Below are 17,528 nucleotides of genomic sequence, written 5' to 3' on the forward strand. Positions count from 1 at the left end.
GCGCCGCCTACGTGCGTTGCCGCAGCCGTCATGCGCTCGCGGCCGGGATCAACCAACCGCCGAACAGCGGCCCGGCGGTATCGCCGTGCTGCGGCTCGATGCGGAAGGTCAGCTGCTTGGCGCCGGTCAGCGCCGGCGGCAACGCGTAATCGCGATCGACGAAGTCGATGACCTGGCTGCGGTCCACCTGCACTTCCACCGCCAGCTTGCCGTCGATCAGGATGTTGAAGCGGCCCTTGTCGCTGCCCCAGAAACGCAGGCGCAACGCCAGCGGCTGCGCGCTGCCTTTCATCTGGAACTCGACGAAACCCTTGCCGCGCACGTCGCGGCATTGCTGGCGGCGGTAGGCGCCGCCGAAGGACGTATCGCTGCGCAGCTTGTGCGCCTGTTCGGAAGCCTCGTCGCCGAACTGGATCATGTCCACCGCGGTGGCCTGCAGCGCGGCGCGCTCGGCCTGCTGGCGCGCGCGCCGCGCCGCTTCCTGCGCCCATTGCGCCGGCGCCATGCGCTTGAAGTACAGCGCGCTGCGGCGTTCGTACTGCGCGTAGAACGGCACGAAGGTCAGCCCCGGCGGCTGCGTGGCGGCGGCCAGGAAATGCCCGGGCTGCGGCAATTCGGCGAACCCTGCCAAGGGATCGGCCGCGGCCACCAGCGCCGGGTCCGGCGCATCGTAGGGATCGGCGACCGGGCCCAGATCGGCGGCCAGCGCCAGCGGACCGCGCATCACCACCACCGTGTCGGCATCGCCGGCGGCATGCTCCAGGCGCAACGGCATCGCCAACTCCAGTTCGATCACGTCGCCGCTGCGCCACTGCCGCTCCAGCGCCAGGTAGCCGTCGGCGGACGTGCCGCGCTGGGCCTTGCCGTTGACGCGCAGCGTGTAGCCGCCCTGGCACCAGGCCGGCAACCGCAGCAGCAGGCGGCGCGGCGTGCGTGCGCCGGCGCGGCGCAGTTGCAACCGCACCTTGCCGTTGTCCGGCACGCCGCTGTCCAGCTCCAGCGCCAGATCGCGCTCGGGCCAGTCCAGGGTCGAGGGGATGTACAGGTTGACGTAGAGCGAGGCCGCGTCCTGCCAATAGATCGAGTCGCCGAACTGCGCGTGCGCCTCCATGCCGCTGCCGACGCAGCACCAGAACGAATCGAACTTGTCGGAGAAGCCGCGCTCGCCGCCGCTGATCATCGGCGTCATGTAGGTGAACATGCCGGTGGCCGGATGCTGCGCGGCCATGGTGTGGTTGTGCAGGGTGCGCTCGTAGTAGTCGAAATAGCGCGCCTGCGGCGTCCACTGGTACAGGTGCCGGGTCAGCTTGAGCATGTTGTAGCTGTTGCAGTGCTCGCAGGTCTGCTCGGTCAGGAACGCGGCGATGGTGTCCGGTTCCTGGAAATACTCGCGGTCGGCATTGCCGCCGATCGCGTAGCTGTAGTGGCCGGTCACCGTCTCCCAGAAGAAACGCGCCGCCGCCGCCGCGTCGGTATCGCCGGCGACCTCAAACTGGCGTGCCTCGCCGATGAACTTGGGCACCTGGGTATTGGCATGGATGTGCGGCAGCTCGTCGCGGCCGGCCGCGGCCGGATCGATCACCTTCTCGTGCCGCAGACGCTTGCCCAGCGCGACCCAGCGCTGATCGCCGGTGCGCGCGCCCAGTTCGATGTAGGACTCGTTGAGGCCGCCGAACTCGGTGTCCAGCAGGGTCTGCATCTGCGCGTGGTCGAGCGCGTCGAACACCCCGCCCAGATAGCCGGCCAGCGGCAGCAGCACCTGCAGCGCCTGCGCATTGCCGGCCAGTTCGTGCGCATCGAGCAGGCCGGCGAACAGTTTGTGCACCGTGTACAGCGGCGACCAGCTGCCATTGAGATTGAACTTGCTGCCCTTGATGACGCCGCGGCGCACCTCTTCGAACACCACCTTGCCGTTGTCGATGGTGCCCTTGTCGTTCTTGCGGGTGAGCCCGCCGACGTAGCCGTCCGCGTCCTTGGCCTGCGCACGCGCCAACTCGGCGACGATGTAGTCGATGCGCTGGCGCAGCACCGCATCGCGGGTCTGCGCATGCATCTTGGCCAGCGCGCTGAGGTAGTGGCCGAGTGTGTGCCCGGCGATGGTGTCGCCCTCCCAGCCGCCGTAGACCTCGCCCTTGGGCGGCAGGCCGGCGTACTGCAGGAAGTTGTGCAGCAGACGGTCCGGTTCCAGTTCCAGCAGATAGCGGCGGTTGGTCTGCAGCGAATCCAGGAACAGCGACGGCTTGAGCGTGACCTGCTTGAGCGGCAGCGCCTGCACGGCACCGGCGCTGGACGCGGCGGCATCCAGCGGGAAACGCAGCAATCCCGCGGCCACGGCCAATGCGCTCCATTGCAGGAAACGGCGCCGCGATGGATCCAGCGCCGCCGCCGCGTCTGCGGACGCGGTGTGCGCGCAGTGCGCCGTGTGGACATGTCCGGAGCGCGCGCTCATCGGGCACCGCGCGAATGGATGACCACGGGGAACCCAGGGGAAAGGCGAGACGGCATTGCTTGCTCCTTTGCGCTTGGCGGCGGCAGGCGCGAGCCCGACCGCGGCCACGAACGGGCGGCCTGTCGCCACTGTGTCATCGATACGTCATCGCGTCTTGTCGCCACGGCTGCGCGAACATGCGGATTTGTGCCGAATCGCGCCCGCCGCTCACAGCGCCAGGCGGATCCCGCCGTAGTACATGCGCCCGATCACGTCGTACACGCCGGCGTGGTAGCCCAGCTCGAAGTTGGCGCCGCCCGCCTCCGCCCCCGGCACCCGCGGCGGCGCGCGATCGAACAGATTGCTGACCCCGCCGAACACTTCCAGCCCCGACTTGAGCCGGTAGTAGCCGGACACGTCGCTGTAGAACACGTTGCCGGTCCACACCTTCTGGTAGTCGGTACCGGTGATCTCGGTGCTGTTGCGCATCTTGGAGAAGTGGCGCAGCGACCAGGTCGCGCCGGCGTGCGCATTGGACCAGGTGCCGCGCAGCACGCCCTTCCAGGACGGCGAGCCGAACACGCCGGCGAAGCGGGTGACGTCCTCGGGCTGGTCCGGATCCAGCGTGTAGTCCTGGCGGATCAGGTGCGTGTAGTTCAGGTCGAACGACAGCGCGCCGGCATTCTGGCCCCAACGCTCCGCCAGGTCGTAGCGGTATTGCGCGAAGAAGTCGACGCCGCGGGTCAGGTAGCGCGACAGGTTGAGCTTCTGGGTCACCACGTTGAGCAGGTTGCCGTCGGCGTCGCGGCTGACGAAGGAACAGAACTGGTTGTCCAGGGTCGGCGCGTCCACGCACTTGTTGATGATGGTCTGCGCCGGGAACGAATCGATCGCGCCGCGCAGGTCGATGTTGTAGTAGTCCACCGACAGCGAGAAATCCTTCAGGAAACGCGGACGCAGCACGATGCCGACGGTGCGGGTCTTGGCGGTCTCGTTGGCCAGGTCCAGGTTGCCCTTGGTGATGATGTCGCGATACAGCCAGTAGGTGCTCTTGTCCGACGGATTGAGCTGCGCGCAGTTGGCCGCGGTGTACTGGCTGCGGTCGGTGCGGTAGCGCTGGTTGTAGGTGTTGCACGGGTCGGTGATCCACATGCCGCCGATGCTGCTGGCGGTGTACAGCTCGCCGATGTTGGGCGCGCGCACCGCCTTGCCGTAGGTGCCGCGCAGGGTGATGTCCTGGATCGGCGCCCAGTCGATGCCGAACTTGTTGGTGACCGTGCGGCCGGCGGTGTTGTAGTCGGACACGCGCACCGCCGCGTCCACGCCCAGGCGCTGCGCGAACAGCCTGTCGGCCAGCAGCGGCAGATGCAGTTCGCTGTAGAGTTCCTTGACGTCGTATTGGCCGACCAGCGGCAGCTGGGTGGTGCCCAGGCTGGCGTCGTAGGCCGGATTGGCCGGATCGTACTGGGCGATCGCGCCGATGTCGTTGCGCTCCTTGCGGTACTCGCCGCCGAACGCGATCTGCGCTTCGCCGCCAGGCAGGTCGAACATGCCGCCGGAGGCATAGGCCGACAGCACCTGTTGGGTCATGGTGGTGGTGGCCCAGTCCGAGGTGTAGCGCAGGTAGCCGATCTCCTGCGCGGTCAGGCGCTTGAACGGGTTCAACGGCACGCAGCCGTTGCCCGGGTCGGTGAGCGTGCTGCGGCAGATCGCGCTGCCGTCGGCGGCGGTGGTGGAATCCACCGCCAGGTAGTAGCGCGTATAGGCCACCGTATCGATGTCGCGGTTGCGCTGCTCGGTGCGGCCGTAGGAGTAGTACGCGCTGTAGTTCCAGGCGCGGCCGCCCAGGCTGAAGTCGCCTTCCAGGCCGACTACGCCCTGCAGCAGCTGGCGCCGGTACTGGCTGCCGCCCTGCCCCAGTTCGTCGTCGAAATGCCGCGCGAAGTAGACCCCGTCGGTGATCGTGCCGCCGTTGGCCGCGCGCATCTCGTCGGTGATGAACGGGCTGTCGGCCGGCACCGCCTCGCTGCCGAACGCGCTCAGCGCGCGCCACGCCGATTGCGAGGTGGTACGCGAATAGCCGACGTTGGCGAAGAAGCGCAGGCTGTCGCTGAAATCGAAATTGAGCGTGGCGCGGCTGGCGAAGCGGTCCGACGGCACCGCCAGATACCACGAGTCGTAGCGGCCGCCGTACTCGCCGCCGTCGGTGAGCAGGCTGCCCAGTGCGGTGGACGGATCGGCCAGGCTCACCGGCACGCTGTTGACGTAACCGCCCGGGCCTAGCACCGGCGCACGCAGCTGGCCATCGGCGGTCATCGCATAGTGGCGGCCGCCGAGGATCAGCTGCGCGTCCTCGGCGTTGTTGATGTTGCGGTTGTTGTCGGAGATCCAGTAGCGCTGGTTGCGGTTGTTGCGCGTGTACATCGGGTAGCCGGTGGCGGTCCACGGACGGTCCTGGCCGGACACCGAATCGGGCTCGCGCTCGTAGAAACCGTAGACGGTCACGTTGCCGCGGTTGTCGGCGAAGTTGTGCCCGAACAGCGCATCGACGCTGTTGCTGCGCATATCGCCGCGGCTGGAGATGCCATAGCGCGCGCTGGCGTCCAGGCCCTGGAAATCCTTCTTCAGGATGAAATTGGCCACGCCGGTGACCGCGTCGGCGCCGTACAGCGCCGAGGCGCCGCCGGTGATGACTTCCACCCGTTCGACCAGGCTGGAGGGGATGTTGCTCACGTCCACCGCCGAGGTGCCCGGGATCGCCGGCACCTGGCGGCGGCCGTCGACCAGCACCAGGGTGCGCTGGGTCCCCATGCCGCGCAGGTCCAGTGCGTTGATGCCGGGATTGCCGGCCAGGTTGCTGGTCTGGCTGGTCTGGGTCAGCGCCAGGCTCGGCAGCTGATTGACCACATCGGCGATCTCGGTATAGCCGGCCGCGCGGATCTGCTCGGCGCCGATCACGGTCAGCGGCGTGGGGCCGTCCAGCGCGTCGTTGCGACGGATGCGCGAACCGGTGACGACCACGCTGTCCAGGGTCTTGGCGTCGGCGGCGCTGTCGCTGCCGTCGGCGGCCGCGGTGGCGCTGTCGCGCACGGTGGTCGCCTCCTGCGCCGCCGCCGGCAGCGCGGCGAGCAGCGCCATGCCGATCGCGGCGCACAGCAGCGTGCGCCCGTGTCCGCGTCGATCGCGACAGGCGGAGGCCGGAAATGGGGAAGGCAAACGAACGTCGCGCATGGACTGTCTCTCGGTTGAGCGGCCTGCACGCAAATCCAGGCCGCACGACGCCGTGCTCTCGCTGCGCATGGCAGCGAGAACCTGCATCGATCGATGGAGGCCGTGCATCCCCGCACGGCGCAGAATGCGGTGCGCGTGTCGCGCATCGGAAAAAACCGTTGCGCGTCTTAGCGCCCCGGTAAGAACCCGTTGCGAGTCGCTACGCACCGCAACTGCAGAGTTTCACGTCGGCAGGGTCAGCGTCTTGTGGAAAAACGTCGCCTTTGACGTGGAAATTTGTCGATATGTTGCGATGTGTCGCAGACACCGCCACATGCCGCGCGCCAGCTCGCGCGGGCACCCGCGCAACCCTCAGTGCGCGACGGGCGCCGATGCCGCCGCCTGCCGGTTCCAGTCCGGCGTCGGCGCCTGCTGCAGCCAGCGCACGAAGAAGTCCGCCAGGCGGCGCCGGCCATAGTCGCCGCCGGCGCCGTGGTCGCCGCCCGGCACCACCAGCAGATCGAAATCCTTGCCGGCCTTGATCAGCCGATCGGCGACCTGGAAGGTGCTGGCCGGATCGACGTTCTGGTCCATGTCGCCGGTCACCAGCAGCAGGTGCCCCTGCAGTCGCGCGGCGTTGTCGACATTGGACGAGGCCGAATACCACGGCCCGACCGGCCAGCCCATCCATTGCTCGTTCCACCAGATCTTGTCCATGCGGTTGTCGTGGCAGCCGGAATTGGCCACCGCGGCGACGTAGAACTCCGGATGGAACAGCAACGCGCCGAGCGCGCTCTGGCCGCCGGCGGAGGTGCCGTAGATGCCCACGCCCTGTTCGATCGCGTACCACGGATACTGCGCCGCCACGGCGCGGTGCCAGGCGATGCGATCGGGGAAACCGGCGTCCTTGAGGTTGCGCCAGGCCACGTCGTGGAACGCGCGCGAGCGGTTGTTGGTGCCCATGCCGTCGACCTGCGCCACGGCGAAGCCGAGCCCGGTCAGCGCCGGCACGCGCGCGCTGAAGCCCTTGGGCACGAACGAGCCGTGCGGGCCGGCGTAGATGTTCTCGACCACGCGGTAGCGCTGCTGCGGATCGAGCCCCTGCGGGCGATGGATCACGCCCCATATCTCGGTCTTGCCGTCGCGGCCGGTCGCGTGGAACGGCAGCGGCGGCACCCAGCCGGCGGCGCGCAGCCGGGTCAGGTCGGTGCGCTCGACCTGCTGTACCAGCGCGCCATCGTCGCTGCGGCGCAATTCCAGCACCGGGCCCAGATCCACGCGCGAATACAGGTCGAGCAACCAGCGTCCGTCCGGCGACAGCATGACTTCATGGTCGGCCTGCACCGGCGTCAGCGCAGTCAGCCCGCTGCCGTCCAGGCCGATGCGATAGGCGTGACGGTAGTAGGGATCCTCGCCGGGGGTCATGCCCGAAGCGGTGAAATAGATCTGCTGCGCGGCCTCGTCGACGCGCTCGACCTTGCGCACCACCCACTCGCCGCGCGTGACCTGGCGCGGGGCGCCGCCGCTGCGCGTGTCGTACAGGTACAGCTGCTCCCAGCCGTCGCGTTCGGAGGCCCACAGGGTGCGCGCGCCATCGGCGAAATCGTGCCGATAGCGTTTGCCGCCGCCTTCGTGGGTGCCGCTGAGATCGGAATACTCGATGAAGGTCGGCGAGGTTTCTTCGATCAGGGTGCGCGCCTGCGCGCTGCGTCCATCCGCCTCGATCACCCGGTAGCGCTGGTGGCCGCGCTCGTTGTACTCGAAGGTGAAGCCGCTGCCGTCGCTGCGCCACTGCGGCCAGCTCAGCGCGAACGCATTCGGGAACAGCGTCGCCGGCACCGCCGTTGCCTGCCGCGAGGCCAGGTCGAACAGCACCGGCTGCAACACCGGCAGCGGATCGCCGGGCTTGGCGTAGATCTGCTGGTGCAGCTTGGGCTGCAACTGGTCCGGCGGCGCCGACTCGATGTAGTACACCGTGCGCAGCGGCGCCGGTTTGACCCGGTAGGCGACCAGCCGGGTCGAGTCCGGCGACCAGGCGATGCTGTCCGCCGCGTAGTACTCGGTGGCGCTGCCGTCGCGACTGAGCGCGACCGGCGCGCCGCCGGCGGCCGGTGCGACCACCACGTTGCCGGCCTCGACCCAGGCGCGCCGCTTGCCGTCCGGCGACGCCTGCGCATACGCCGGCCCCTGCTTGAGCGGGATGCTCATGTCGTAGGAATCGGGCGGCAACGCGCCCATCTCGGTGCGCGTGCAACGGTACTGCGGCAGGTCGCACTGCCAGCGCACGCGATAGCTCTCGAACACCAGCCGGTGCGCATCCAGCTTCACCTCGTACAGCTGCAACGCCGCCGCATCGACCGGCTTGCCGCTGGCCGCGGACATCGCCGCCGCCAGCCGCGCATGATCGAACGCGGGTTCGTTGCGGCCGTCGGCGACCGCGACCCGGCGATACTCGATCGCCGGTGCGGCACCGCTGCGCGCCAGCGAACGCCGATACAGGAAATGCCCGGCGTCCAACCACACCGGCTGCGACGGCTGGTGGTCGACCAGCGCCTCGTAGCGGCTGCTCAACGCCTGCGCGCGCTGGTAGTCGTCCGCGCTCGGCGTTGCCGCCAGCGCGAGTGCCGGCAGCAGCGACAACGCGGCGATGGCGGCGCAGAACGGACGAGGCGCGTGGCTGCGCGGATCGCGGCGCAGGCGGGCCAGGGAGAGGGGGGTCGAGCGAATGCGTTGCATGGGATACACGGTCTCTTGGCTACCGGCCTGCCTTGGATTCAGGCCAGGCGACGCAGTGCCCTCGCCGCCTGCTGCAGCGAGAGCCCGCATCGATCATCGGAGGCCGTGCATCCACGCACGGCACGGAACGCGGCGCGCATCGCCGCGCATCGCCAGCCACGATCCTTTCACGCCTTCGTGTGCAGCGTCTTGTGCAAAAGCATCGCCTTTGACACGGAAATCTGCAGATGCATTGCAAACGGTGGCGGCGGCTGGCGCGTGGCGCGCCCCGTTCCCGCGCCGTCGTGCGCGGTGGTCGGCACACGGCAAGGCGCCGCTTCCGGCCTGGCGCCATCCGCAAACCGAGCCGGTCGCGGCGTTCCGATGCGGTGTCGCCCCGTGCCGGTCAGGGCGCGTCGCAGCGCTGCGCATCGGCAACGCCGGCCTGGGCCAGGCGCTGCGCGCGCGTGGCCCACATTTCCCATTCCTGCACCGCCAGCGCGGCATAGCGGCCGTCGCCGCCGGAGGCGTCGAACACCGCGCGCACGCAGCGCGTGGTCACCGGCGCGAAACGCAGCGTCTGCACCCGGCCCGCGACCGGACTGTTTGGGGCCTGTGCCAACGGCAGCCACTGCCCGTCCTTGCGGTATTCCAGATGCCAGCGCGCCGGCGGCGCCACGCCCTCGTTCGCGCCGGGCGGATGGTCGGCCCAGAACACGATGCGGCTGCGCTGCAGCGTCACCGGTTGCGCCCAGCTGTACTGGATCCACTGCTGCGGCGGATTGTGCGCGGTCCAGCTGCCCCACATCTGCGGCGGCAGCGGATTGCGCTTGACCACGCCGTCGTTGAGCGCGGCGATCCAGTACTGGTGCGGGATGTCCGGGCCGTTGGAAGCGCTGGCGAATGCGTAGCGGGCAACGTTGCGCTGCACCGGCTGCGGCGGCTGCGGCGCGCGCGTGGCCAGCACCGGGCGAATGCGTGCCGGCCGCTGCGTATCGTCCCAGTCCAGCCGGTCGATCGCCACGCTGCGGCGGAAGTGGCCGCCGCCCTTCGCATCGGCGGTGTGATAGACCAGATACCACTGGCCCTTGAATTGCACGATGCCCGAATGCGAGGTGGTGGAGGACACCGGCGGCAGGATCACCCCGCGGTAGGTCCACGGCCCCAGCGGCGACGGCGCGCTGCCGTAGGCGATGCAGGCGTGATACAGCGTCGGGGTGCAATCGGAGTCGGGTCCGGCGCGGTTGCCGGCGTAGGCCATGTAGTAGGTGCCGCTGCGCTTGAACAGCCACGGCGCCTCGAAATAGCCGTCCAGCGTGGTCACCGCCACCGCCGCGCCCTTGGGCGTGACCATGTCGCGTTCCAGCTCGATGCCGAACAGTTTGCCGAAGGTGCCCCAGTACAGGTACACGCGGCCGTCGTCGTCGACCAACACGGTCGGATCGATGTTCTGGATCGTGTTCCTGACCGGCAGCGACTGCGACAGGATCGGCCCTTGCGGGTGCGCGTCGCGCCACGGCCCCAGCGGGCTGTCGGCGACCGCCACGCCGATCGCGAACGGATCGGCGTTGGGCGAGCGCTTTTCCTCCACCGGCGCGTACAGGTAGTAGCGCCGGTCCGGCCCCTGCACGATCTGCGCGGCATAGGCGCGGCCCGCGGCGGCCCAGGCGAAGACCTGCTCCGGACGCAGCAACGAGGGATAGTGGGTCCAGTTGCCGCTGCCGACATTGTCGGTCACCAGCATTTGCCAGCGCTGGATCACGAAGTCGTTGACGTCGGGCGGCGCCTCGTCGCGGCCGGCGATGATGTACAGCTTGCCGTCGGCGACCAGCGGCGCCGGATCGGCGGAATAGTCATGGCCGTCGGCCAGGATCGGATTGCCGGCGCTGTGCACGCTGCGCGCGCGCAACGGTGCCGCCTGCGCTGCGGCAACGGCAAGCGCCAGCAGCAGGCAGGCACCGATGCGCCGGGCAACACGCGCGGCACGGCGCAGGCTCATGGCGCCACCGCCGCATCGACCACGATCTGCAGCCGCACCGGCAACTGCCCGCTGCCGCCGCGCCCCTGCGCGCTGCCGACGATGCTGGACGTGCCCGGCGCCGCATACGCGGCCGGCACCAACGGTGGCCACTGCACCGGCACCCGTTCGCGCGAGCCGTCGTTGTACTGCACGCCGACGAACGCCGGCAGCGCCGGCACCTGCCCGGCACGCACGTGCAGTGGCGGCGGCGCCTGCACCGTGTTGATCTGGCCCGGCGCGGTGGCGCGCACCCAGATGCTGGCGCTGACCGGCAGGCCGCCGTCGGCCAGGCCCTGCAGCTGCACGCGGCCTTCGCTGGCCAGCGCCGCCGCGTCGAGTTGCGGCCAGCGCACGCCCAGCCAGTCCCAGCTGCCGTCGGCGAAGTAAGCGGCGATGCGCTGCGGCAGCGCCGGCGTCTCGCCCGGCGCCACCCGCACGTCGATCGGCTCGACCGTGTCGGCGCGCTCGGCGAAGACCTGCCATTCGTCGATGCCGACCGCGGCATGGCCGTCTCCCTGTGCCGCGGTGTCCAGCACCGCGCGCAACGCGGTGGTGGTGACCGGTGCGAACGCCACGCGGCTCGCTTCGCCGCGCGCGGCGACCGGATAGCCGCCGCGCACCGCGATGTCGCGCCACTGCTCGCCATCGCGGTATTGCAGCTTCCACGCGCGCGGCGGCGCCACGCCGCCGTCGGGCTGGTCGTCCCAGAAGTAGACTGCGGCGCCGTTCAAGCGCTGCGGTTGCCGCCATTGGTACTGCACCCACACCGACGCCGGTTGCGCGCGGCCCCAGCTGCCCCAGCGGCGATCCGCGGACGGCGCTTGATCCGGCGCGGGCAGCAGCCCGTCGTTGAGCGCCTGCAACCGGTGGTGGCCGGCGGTGACCTGCGCGCTGGCCTCGGCGTCGCCCTGCACTTCCAGGCCCTGCCCGACCGGCGTCGGCGCGGCGACCACGGCCACGTCGGCATGGCCTTGCAACGCGCCATCGTCGGCCTGCAAGCTCAGCGTGTAGGCGCCGGGCGCGGTGAAGCGCACGCTGCTGCTGGCCGCCTGCGGCTCTTCGAAGATCGCCGCGCCGCCCGGCGGCGCCTGCAGCACGCGCCACTGCAGCGCCAAGCTGCCATTCGGCAGCGCGTCGTCGCCGACGCGGCCAACGACACGCAGCGCGCCGCCACCGACGCCGTCCTGCTGCCAGGCCTCGACCTGCGGCGCCCGGTTTGGCTTGGCCGCCGGCACCCGCGCGCCGCTGGCATAGGCCTGGATTTCCTTGATCCCGGTGCGCAGCGTGCCCGCATGGGTCACCAGCACGCGCAGCCGCTGCATACGCAGCGCAGGGAAGCGCACGCGGTTGCGATTGCCCTGCGCGATCGGCGCATCGCGCACCTGGCCGGGCACGGTCTTCCAGGACTGCCCGTCGAAATACTGCAGCACGTACAGCCACGGCGGCGCGTAGCCGGCGCGGGTGCCGGAAGCAAACCCGTGCTGCTCGCCGGGCGGCGAGGAGCTGCGGTAGAAGTACAGGCGCACGTCGTCCAGCGTCTGCGGCCGGCCCAGGTCGAGTTCGATCCAGTCGCTGCGCGACGGCGACCCGGCCGTGCCCCAGAACGGTTCGTTGGCGGTACTGCCGTCCACTGCCGCGGCGGCCGGGAAGCCGTCGGCGACATAGCTGGCGCTCACCGTCGCACCCTGCGCGAGGTTGCGCGCAGTCGCCGGCAGCGTGGTGTCCACGCCGGCGTCGGCCAGCACCGCGGCGATGCGCGCATCGGCGGCGAAGCGCACCTGCGCCGGTGTCTGCAAGGCGATGGACCTGGAACTGACCACACGCAGCTGCGCGGCGTCCGCATTGACCGCATCCGGCAGCGCCTGCACGCGGCCGCTGGCCGGGTCGTAGAGCACATGCGCCAGGCGATCGACGGTGAACGCCAGCTTCCCGTCCAGATACAGGGAATAGCCCTTGGGCACCGCGCCGCCGTAGTGGCGACCGTCGCGGTCCCAGACGATGGACAGGTCGCGATTCCGGTAGCGCACCGCGTCGGCGGCGAAATGGTCCCAGCCGATGTCGATCGGATACAGCTCGATCCTGGCGTCGCTGCGCGGACGCAGACCCATCGCGTCCTCGATCACGGTGAAGTTGGTCGCGCCGAGCTGGGTATGGTGGATCCACGAGCGGTAGCCGATGCTGCCACCGTCGGCGGCGCTGCCCTGCGCCCAGAACTCGTTCTGGTCCGGGTAGCGGTTGTCGCCGTCGATGTAGTGCGCCCAGGCGTTCCAGTACAGCAGCTTGCGGTAGCTGCCCGCGTCCAGGTACGGGCTGGGATAGTCGCGCAGCGCGCTGCCGAGCAGGCGGAAGGCGACGGTGGAGTTGATCACCGAGAAGTTGTTGCTGCCACTGGCGCCGCGCGCCTGCCGGTCGGCCTGGTTGGCGGTGTAGAACGGGAAGATCGGATACTGCCGCGCGTCGGCGAACAGGCGCAGTGCGCGCACGTATTTCGGGTCGTAGTCGGCATCGCCCTGCCTGGGCATCAGGCCGACGCTGAACGGGTAGTAGTTGTTGGTCTCCTTCCAGTCCACCGGCAGCCGCGCGCCATCGGCCTGGCGCTGCTTGAGCAGGTCGCCGTGCAGGCCCATGCCGTCTGCAGTCGCGCTGTGGTCCTGCCACAGCACGGCGAGCACGGCGCTGCGGATCTTCGCCGCCAGCGCCTGCATGCGCAGCGCGGTGGCCGCATCGCCGGCGAGCTGCGCGGCCTGCGCCGCGGCCAGCGCGTTGGCGTAGACGTAGGCGCTCTCGCTGCGGTCCATGCGGATCTGGCCGTGCTGCTTGGCCCAGTCGAAGGACACCGCGTCGGCGTCGTTGCCGGTCATCGCCGCCCAGTCGTACTCGATCAGGCCGTTGCCGTTGCGGTCGTAGGCGCGCAGCAGCGCGTCCACGTCGGCGCTGGCGTAGCGCGCCAGCTGCGCCGCCACCGCCGGCGGCCCGCCGTGCAGCTGGTAGGCGCGCCAGGCGGCGGCGCTGAGGTATTGGGCGTAGGAATTGGACCAGTTCTCCGGCGCGCCGGGATTGTCCACGTACTTGCCGCCGCCGGCGGTCTCGCCGGCGCCCAGCCACGAGCCGTAGGCGTAGCTGGGATCGCGCAGGTACTTCAGGTCGTCGATGAACATGCCGGTGGTCAGCACAATCGCATTGTCGTAGCCGAGCACGCCTTCGATCGCCACCGGGAACTGGTAGTCGTTGCCGGGCACCGCGGCATCGAGGAAATTGAAGCGCAGCAGCCACCAGCGATAGAACAACGTCTTGTCGATGTTGTCCTCGGGCGTGTCCAGGTACGGCAGGTTGTCGGCCCACCAGCGGTTGTAGGCGACGACGTGATCGGTATAGGCCTGCTGCGGCGATTGCGCCGCGATGCGCCGGTACTCCTGCAACGACGCCGGCAGTTCGCGCGTGACCAGCCCGAGCTGCACCTTCAGCGCGGCCGCCTCGCCCGTCGCCGGCAGCGCCACGCGGCGCGCGATGGAACCGCCATCGACCGCGAAGCCGTCGCCGGACAGGCGCGGGAACACCGTGGTGATCGCGTTGTGGGTGGCGAATGCGCCGGTGAGCTCGGCGCCGTCGGCATGCGTGGCCATCGGCGAGATCGCGCGCAGGGTCAGCGTGCGCGCCACGCCGTCGCTGCTGGACAGCGTGGCCTCGGCCACGGCCACGTTCTGCTCGCTGATGAACTTGACCAGGCGCAGCCGCACGCCAGCGCCCGCATCGGCGTAGACGCTGCTGAAATAGCTCGGCGTCTGCCGCCGCTGCGCGCTGTCCTCGACCAGGTGCAGCGGCTTGCCGTCGATCTCCGCCTGCAGCCGGAACAGCGCATCGTGGCCGGTCTTGTGCGCATAGGCGACATCGCCGACGAAACCCGGCTGCTGCGGCTGGTGGGTGTACATGTAGGCGGCGCGGCCGCGGCTGAACAACCAGTTGTTGTCGTCGTCGAAGCCGCCGCCGGTGCCGCTGCGCGCGAGCATGCGGTCGATCCAGAAATCCCTGCCCGGCGCAGTGCCGGCGCCGGCCGCCAGATCGGCGGCGAACACCCGCTGCAGCTGCCCGCCCGGCGCGAAGGCCACGCCGCTGTCCGGAATCGGCGTCGGCGTGCCCTTGAAGCGCGGATAGCCCAGCGCGGCGTTGCTGGCCTGCAACGCTTCGCCATCCGCCGCGGCGACGGCGCTGGCCGCCACCGCGCCGCACGCCGCGCCCAGCAGCACCGCGAGCAACGCGGCGGCGGCGCGCGGCCGCCGCCATGCCGCGGCCACACCGCCTGCCGGCAACCTCAAAACTCGGTCCTGAGCCGGGCCCAGAAGTAGCGTCCCAGCGTGTCGTAGGTGAACGCGTCGGTATTGGCCGCGCTCGCATAGCCGTAGTACTGCGGCGGCTTGCGGTTGCCGACGTTGTTGGCGCCGGCCGACAGCGTGGTGTGCAGGCTCTCGAATTTCCGGCTCAGCGAGACGTCGTGGTAGGTCACCGTGCCGACCTTGAAGTAGACGCAGCTGCCGTCGGCGGCGGTGTTCACGCAGAAGTCCTCGTAGGCGCTGCCGACCGTGGTCGGGCCGAGCAGGCGCGTGTTCCAGCTGGCGTGCCAGGGACCGTTGTCCCAGCCCAGGTTGAAGCTGGCGCGCCAGCGCGGCATGTTGCCGTAGCTGGACATCTCGCCGACGTAGTTGTGGTCGTCGCCGCTGAACTTGTAGCTGGACAGGAACGTGGCATCCACGCCGGCCTGAAAGTTGCCCCAGGCGGTGTCGCGCAACGCGTACTTGATGCCGATGTCGTAGCCGCGGATATCGACCTTGCCGCTGTTGATCGCGAACGGCACGGTGACGCTGACCAGTTGCCCGCTGGCGTTGCGCTGGATCAACGGACAGTAGGCGCTCTGGCCGTCGTAGCAGTTCTGCAGCACCTGATCCAGGCCGACGCCGTTGATCATGTCGTCGAGGGTGACCCGCCAGCTGTCCAGGTTCAGCGACAGGCCGTCCGCCCAGCCCGGATCGTAGACCGCGCCGACGTTGTAGGAGCGGCCCTGCTCGGGCTTGATTGCGAAGCCGGCATTGGCCGAGCCGGTGGTCAGCACGGTGAACGAGGACGTGTTGACGAAGCTGCCGTTGGTCGGCACGTTGGCGCAGGCTGCGGCGTTGCCGCCGCCGGTGTAGCCGTTGCACGGATCGGTGTAGTCGCCGGTGCTGTCCACGACCGAGTTGTACGGCGAGCCGTACAGGTCGCCCAGCGCCGGCGCGCGGAACACCTCCGAGCCGGTGGCGCGGATCAGCAGGTTGTCGATCGGCCGCCATTCCAGCGCGACCTTGCTGTTGGTGGTGTTGCCCCAGTAGTCATACTTGGAATAGCGCGTGCCCAGGTTGAGGTTCAGCGCCTGCGCGCCGGGCACGTCCTTGAGCAGCGGGATCAGCACCTCGGCGTAGGCTTCCTTGATCGTCTCCTCGTGGCCCTGGTTCATGATGCAGCCGTCGTTGTAGTCGCAGTTGCCTTCGGCATCGGCGGCGGCGACCGGATTGCTGGTGCCCTGCGAGAACCCGTTCTTGCGGAACGACAGCCCGAACGCGGCCTGCACCATCCCCGCCGGCATCGCGAACAGGTCGCCGTTGACGCTGGCCTCGGCGAACTTCATCGTGCTCTCGTCGATCAGGTCGACCGCGCTCTGGGTGGCCTTGATCCCGGCGATGGTCGCCGGATCGTCCGGATTGAACACGTTGATCGGGGTACAGCCGGAGATCACGTTGCCCGGCGTGCCGCACTTGACCACGCCGTCGCTGTCCAGGAACGAGGCGCCGACCGCGTTGTTCAGCGCCGAGGTGATCGAGAAGCCGTTGCGCACCAGGGTGTCCTTGTAGCGCGCATAGCCGGCCGCCGCGTCCCACTGCCAGCTGGTGTCGGCGAACTTGCCGCGCAGCCCGGCCACGATGTTGGTCTGGTACATGGTCGAGGTGTAGACGCGGGTGTTGGCCGCCTCCGAGCGCAGCAGGTAGCGCGACAGCTGGCTGCCGAACGGGTTGTAGTAGTTCTGCGAGGCGTTGGGCAGCTCCAGGCCATAGGCGGTCAGCTGCGAGGTGGTCTCGCTGCGGGTCCAGAACATGTCCAGGTAGCCCTGCACGTTCGGGGTGAAGTCGAAGCTGGCGTGGGCGGAGAAGTTGGTGCGCTGCACCGGGGTGATCAGGTACTGGCCGTAATAGGAGTTATAGCCTTCTACGGCCTGGCTATAGGTGTGGAAGTCGCTGGCATCGACCGCACCTGGCGCCAGTCCGCTGTTCGGGGTCAGCACGCTGCCGTCGCTGAGGAAGGCGCGGGTGCCGTTGCCGCGGCGCTCCACCACCTGGCCGTTGAGATAGTTCACCGCGGTCTTGGCATAGCTGCGGTCCTCGTCGTACAGCGCGTTCATCGAGCTGCGGCTCAGGCCCAGGATCAGCCCGCCGCGCTCCCAGGTCTTGCCCCACTCCACGCCCACCGAACGGCGGTTGCCGTCGCCGTGCGTGCTCTGGCCGTAGTCGACGGTCGCCGCGGCGCCGTCGTACTTGTCCTTGAGGATGATGTTGACCACGCCGGCGATGGCGTCGGAGCCGTACACCGAGGACGCGCCGTCGGTCAGCACCTCGATGCGCTCCACCATCGCCGCCGGGATCGCGTTGATGTCCACGCCGGGCGCGGCGGACACGCTGCTGGCCGGCCCGGCCATGCGGTGGCCGTTGACCAGCACCAGGGTGCGCTCGGCGCCGAGGTTGCGCAGCGAGACCAGCGCGCGGCCGTGGCTGAAACCGGAATTGAGCGAGATGTTGGGCATATTGCCGGCCATCGCCGGCAGCTGCTGCAGCAGCTGGCCGAGCGTGTCCTGGCCGCTGTCCTCGATCCGCTGCCGGTCGATGGTGATCACCGGGCTGGCGGTTTCCGCATCGACGCGGCGGATATGGCTGCCGGTCACCGTGACCTTTTCCAGCGTGGTGGCGGCCGCGTTGTCGGCCGTGGCGTCCTGCGCCAGTGCGGCCGGCGCGGTCGCGGCCAGCGCCAGTGCGGTGTAGATCGCCGCTGCCAGCGGGCCCGGCCGCTGCGCGCGGCGCCACGAAGACGGGAAAAGCGGCGCAGCGCGTTCAGACAAAGACGACATCGGGATTCTCC

General features: G+C 69.6%; 6 protein-coding genes. All 6 read right to left on the reverse strand.

Translation table 11 applies throughout. The features are described 5' to 3' along the window. Positions 1 to 28 precede the first annotated feature (28 nt). On the reverse strand, positions 29 to 2,449 hold the full coding sequence (locus AB8810_RS15135; protein ID WP_369914093.1) for a beta-L-arabinofuranosidase domain-containing protein: 2,421 nt from the start codon (positions 2,447 to 2,449) through the stop codon (positions 29 to 31). 207 nt (positions 2,450 to 2,656) lie between these two features. Further along, positions 2,657 to 5,566: a TonB-dependent receptor plug domain-containing protein gene (locus tag AB8810_RS15140; protein ID WP_369914094.1), complete on the reverse strand. Its 2,910-nt coding sequence runs from the start codon at positions 5,564 to 5,566 to the stop codon at positions 2,657 to 2,659. Between the two features lie 444 nt (positions 5,567 to 6,010). After that, the gene (locus AB8810_RS15145) at positions 6,011 to 8,374 is read right to left on the reverse strand and encodes a DPP IV N-terminal domain-containing protein (protein ID WP_369914095.1); all 2,364 of its coding nucleotides are present in this window, start codon (positions 8,372 to 8,374) and stop codon (positions 6,011 to 6,013) included. 385 nt (positions 8,375 to 8,759) lie between these two features. Continuing rightward, entirely contained in the window at positions 8,760 to 10,352 is a 1,593-nt protein-coding gene (locus AB8810_RS15150; protein WP_369914096.1) for a family 43 glycosylhydrolase, read from the reverse strand. After that, positions 10,349 to 14,686 carry an Ig-like domain-containing protein gene (locus AB8810_RS15155; protein WP_369914097.1) on the reverse strand — a complete coding sequence of 1,446 codons (4,338 nt, stop codon included), beginning with the start codon at positions 14,684 to 14,686 and terminating at the stop codon, positions 10,349 to 10,351. The genes AB8810_RS15150 and AB8810_RS15155 overlap by 4 nt, the downstream gene beginning before the upstream one ends. Beyond that, positions 14,683 to 17,517, reverse strand: a complete 2,835-nt coding sequence (locus AB8810_RS15160; protein WP_369914098.1) for a TonB-dependent receptor domain-containing protein — start codon at positions 17,515 to 17,517, stop codon at positions 14,683 to 14,685. Before AB8810_RS15160 ends, AB8810_RS15155 begins: the two co-directional genes overlap by 4 nt. Positions 17,518 to 17,528 lie beyond the last annotated feature (11 nt).

The organism is Xanthomonas sp. NCPPB 3005 (assembly GCF_041228095.2).
Taxonomy (GTDB): Bacteria; Pseudomonadota; Gammaproteobacteria; order Xanthomonadales; family Xanthomonadaceae; genus Xanthomonas_A; species Xanthomonas_A bonasiae.

Bases quoted from the DNA above. Each gene is read 5' to 3' on its own strand.
- AB8810_RS15135 (WP_369914093.1), bottom strand. From the start codon at position 2,449: ATGAGCGCGCGCTCCGGACATGTCCACACGGCGCACTGCGCGCACACC.
- AB8810_RS15140 (WP_369914094.1), bottom strand. From the start codon at position 5,566: ATGGCGCTGCTCGCCGCGCTGCCGGCGGCGGCGCAGGAGGCGACCACC.
- AB8810_RS15145 (WP_369914095.1), bottom strand. From the start codon at position 8,374: ATGCAACGCATTCGCTCGACCCCCCTCTCCCTGGCCCGCCTGCGCCGC.
- AB8810_RS15150 (WP_369914096.1), bottom strand. From the start codon at position 10,352: ATGAGCCTGCGCCGTGCCGCGCGTGTTGCCCGGCGCATCGGTGCCTGC.
- AB8810_RS15160 (WP_369914098.1), bottom strand. From the start codon at position 17,517: ATGTCGTCTTTGTCTGAACGCGCTGCGCCGCTTTTCCCGTCTTCGTGG.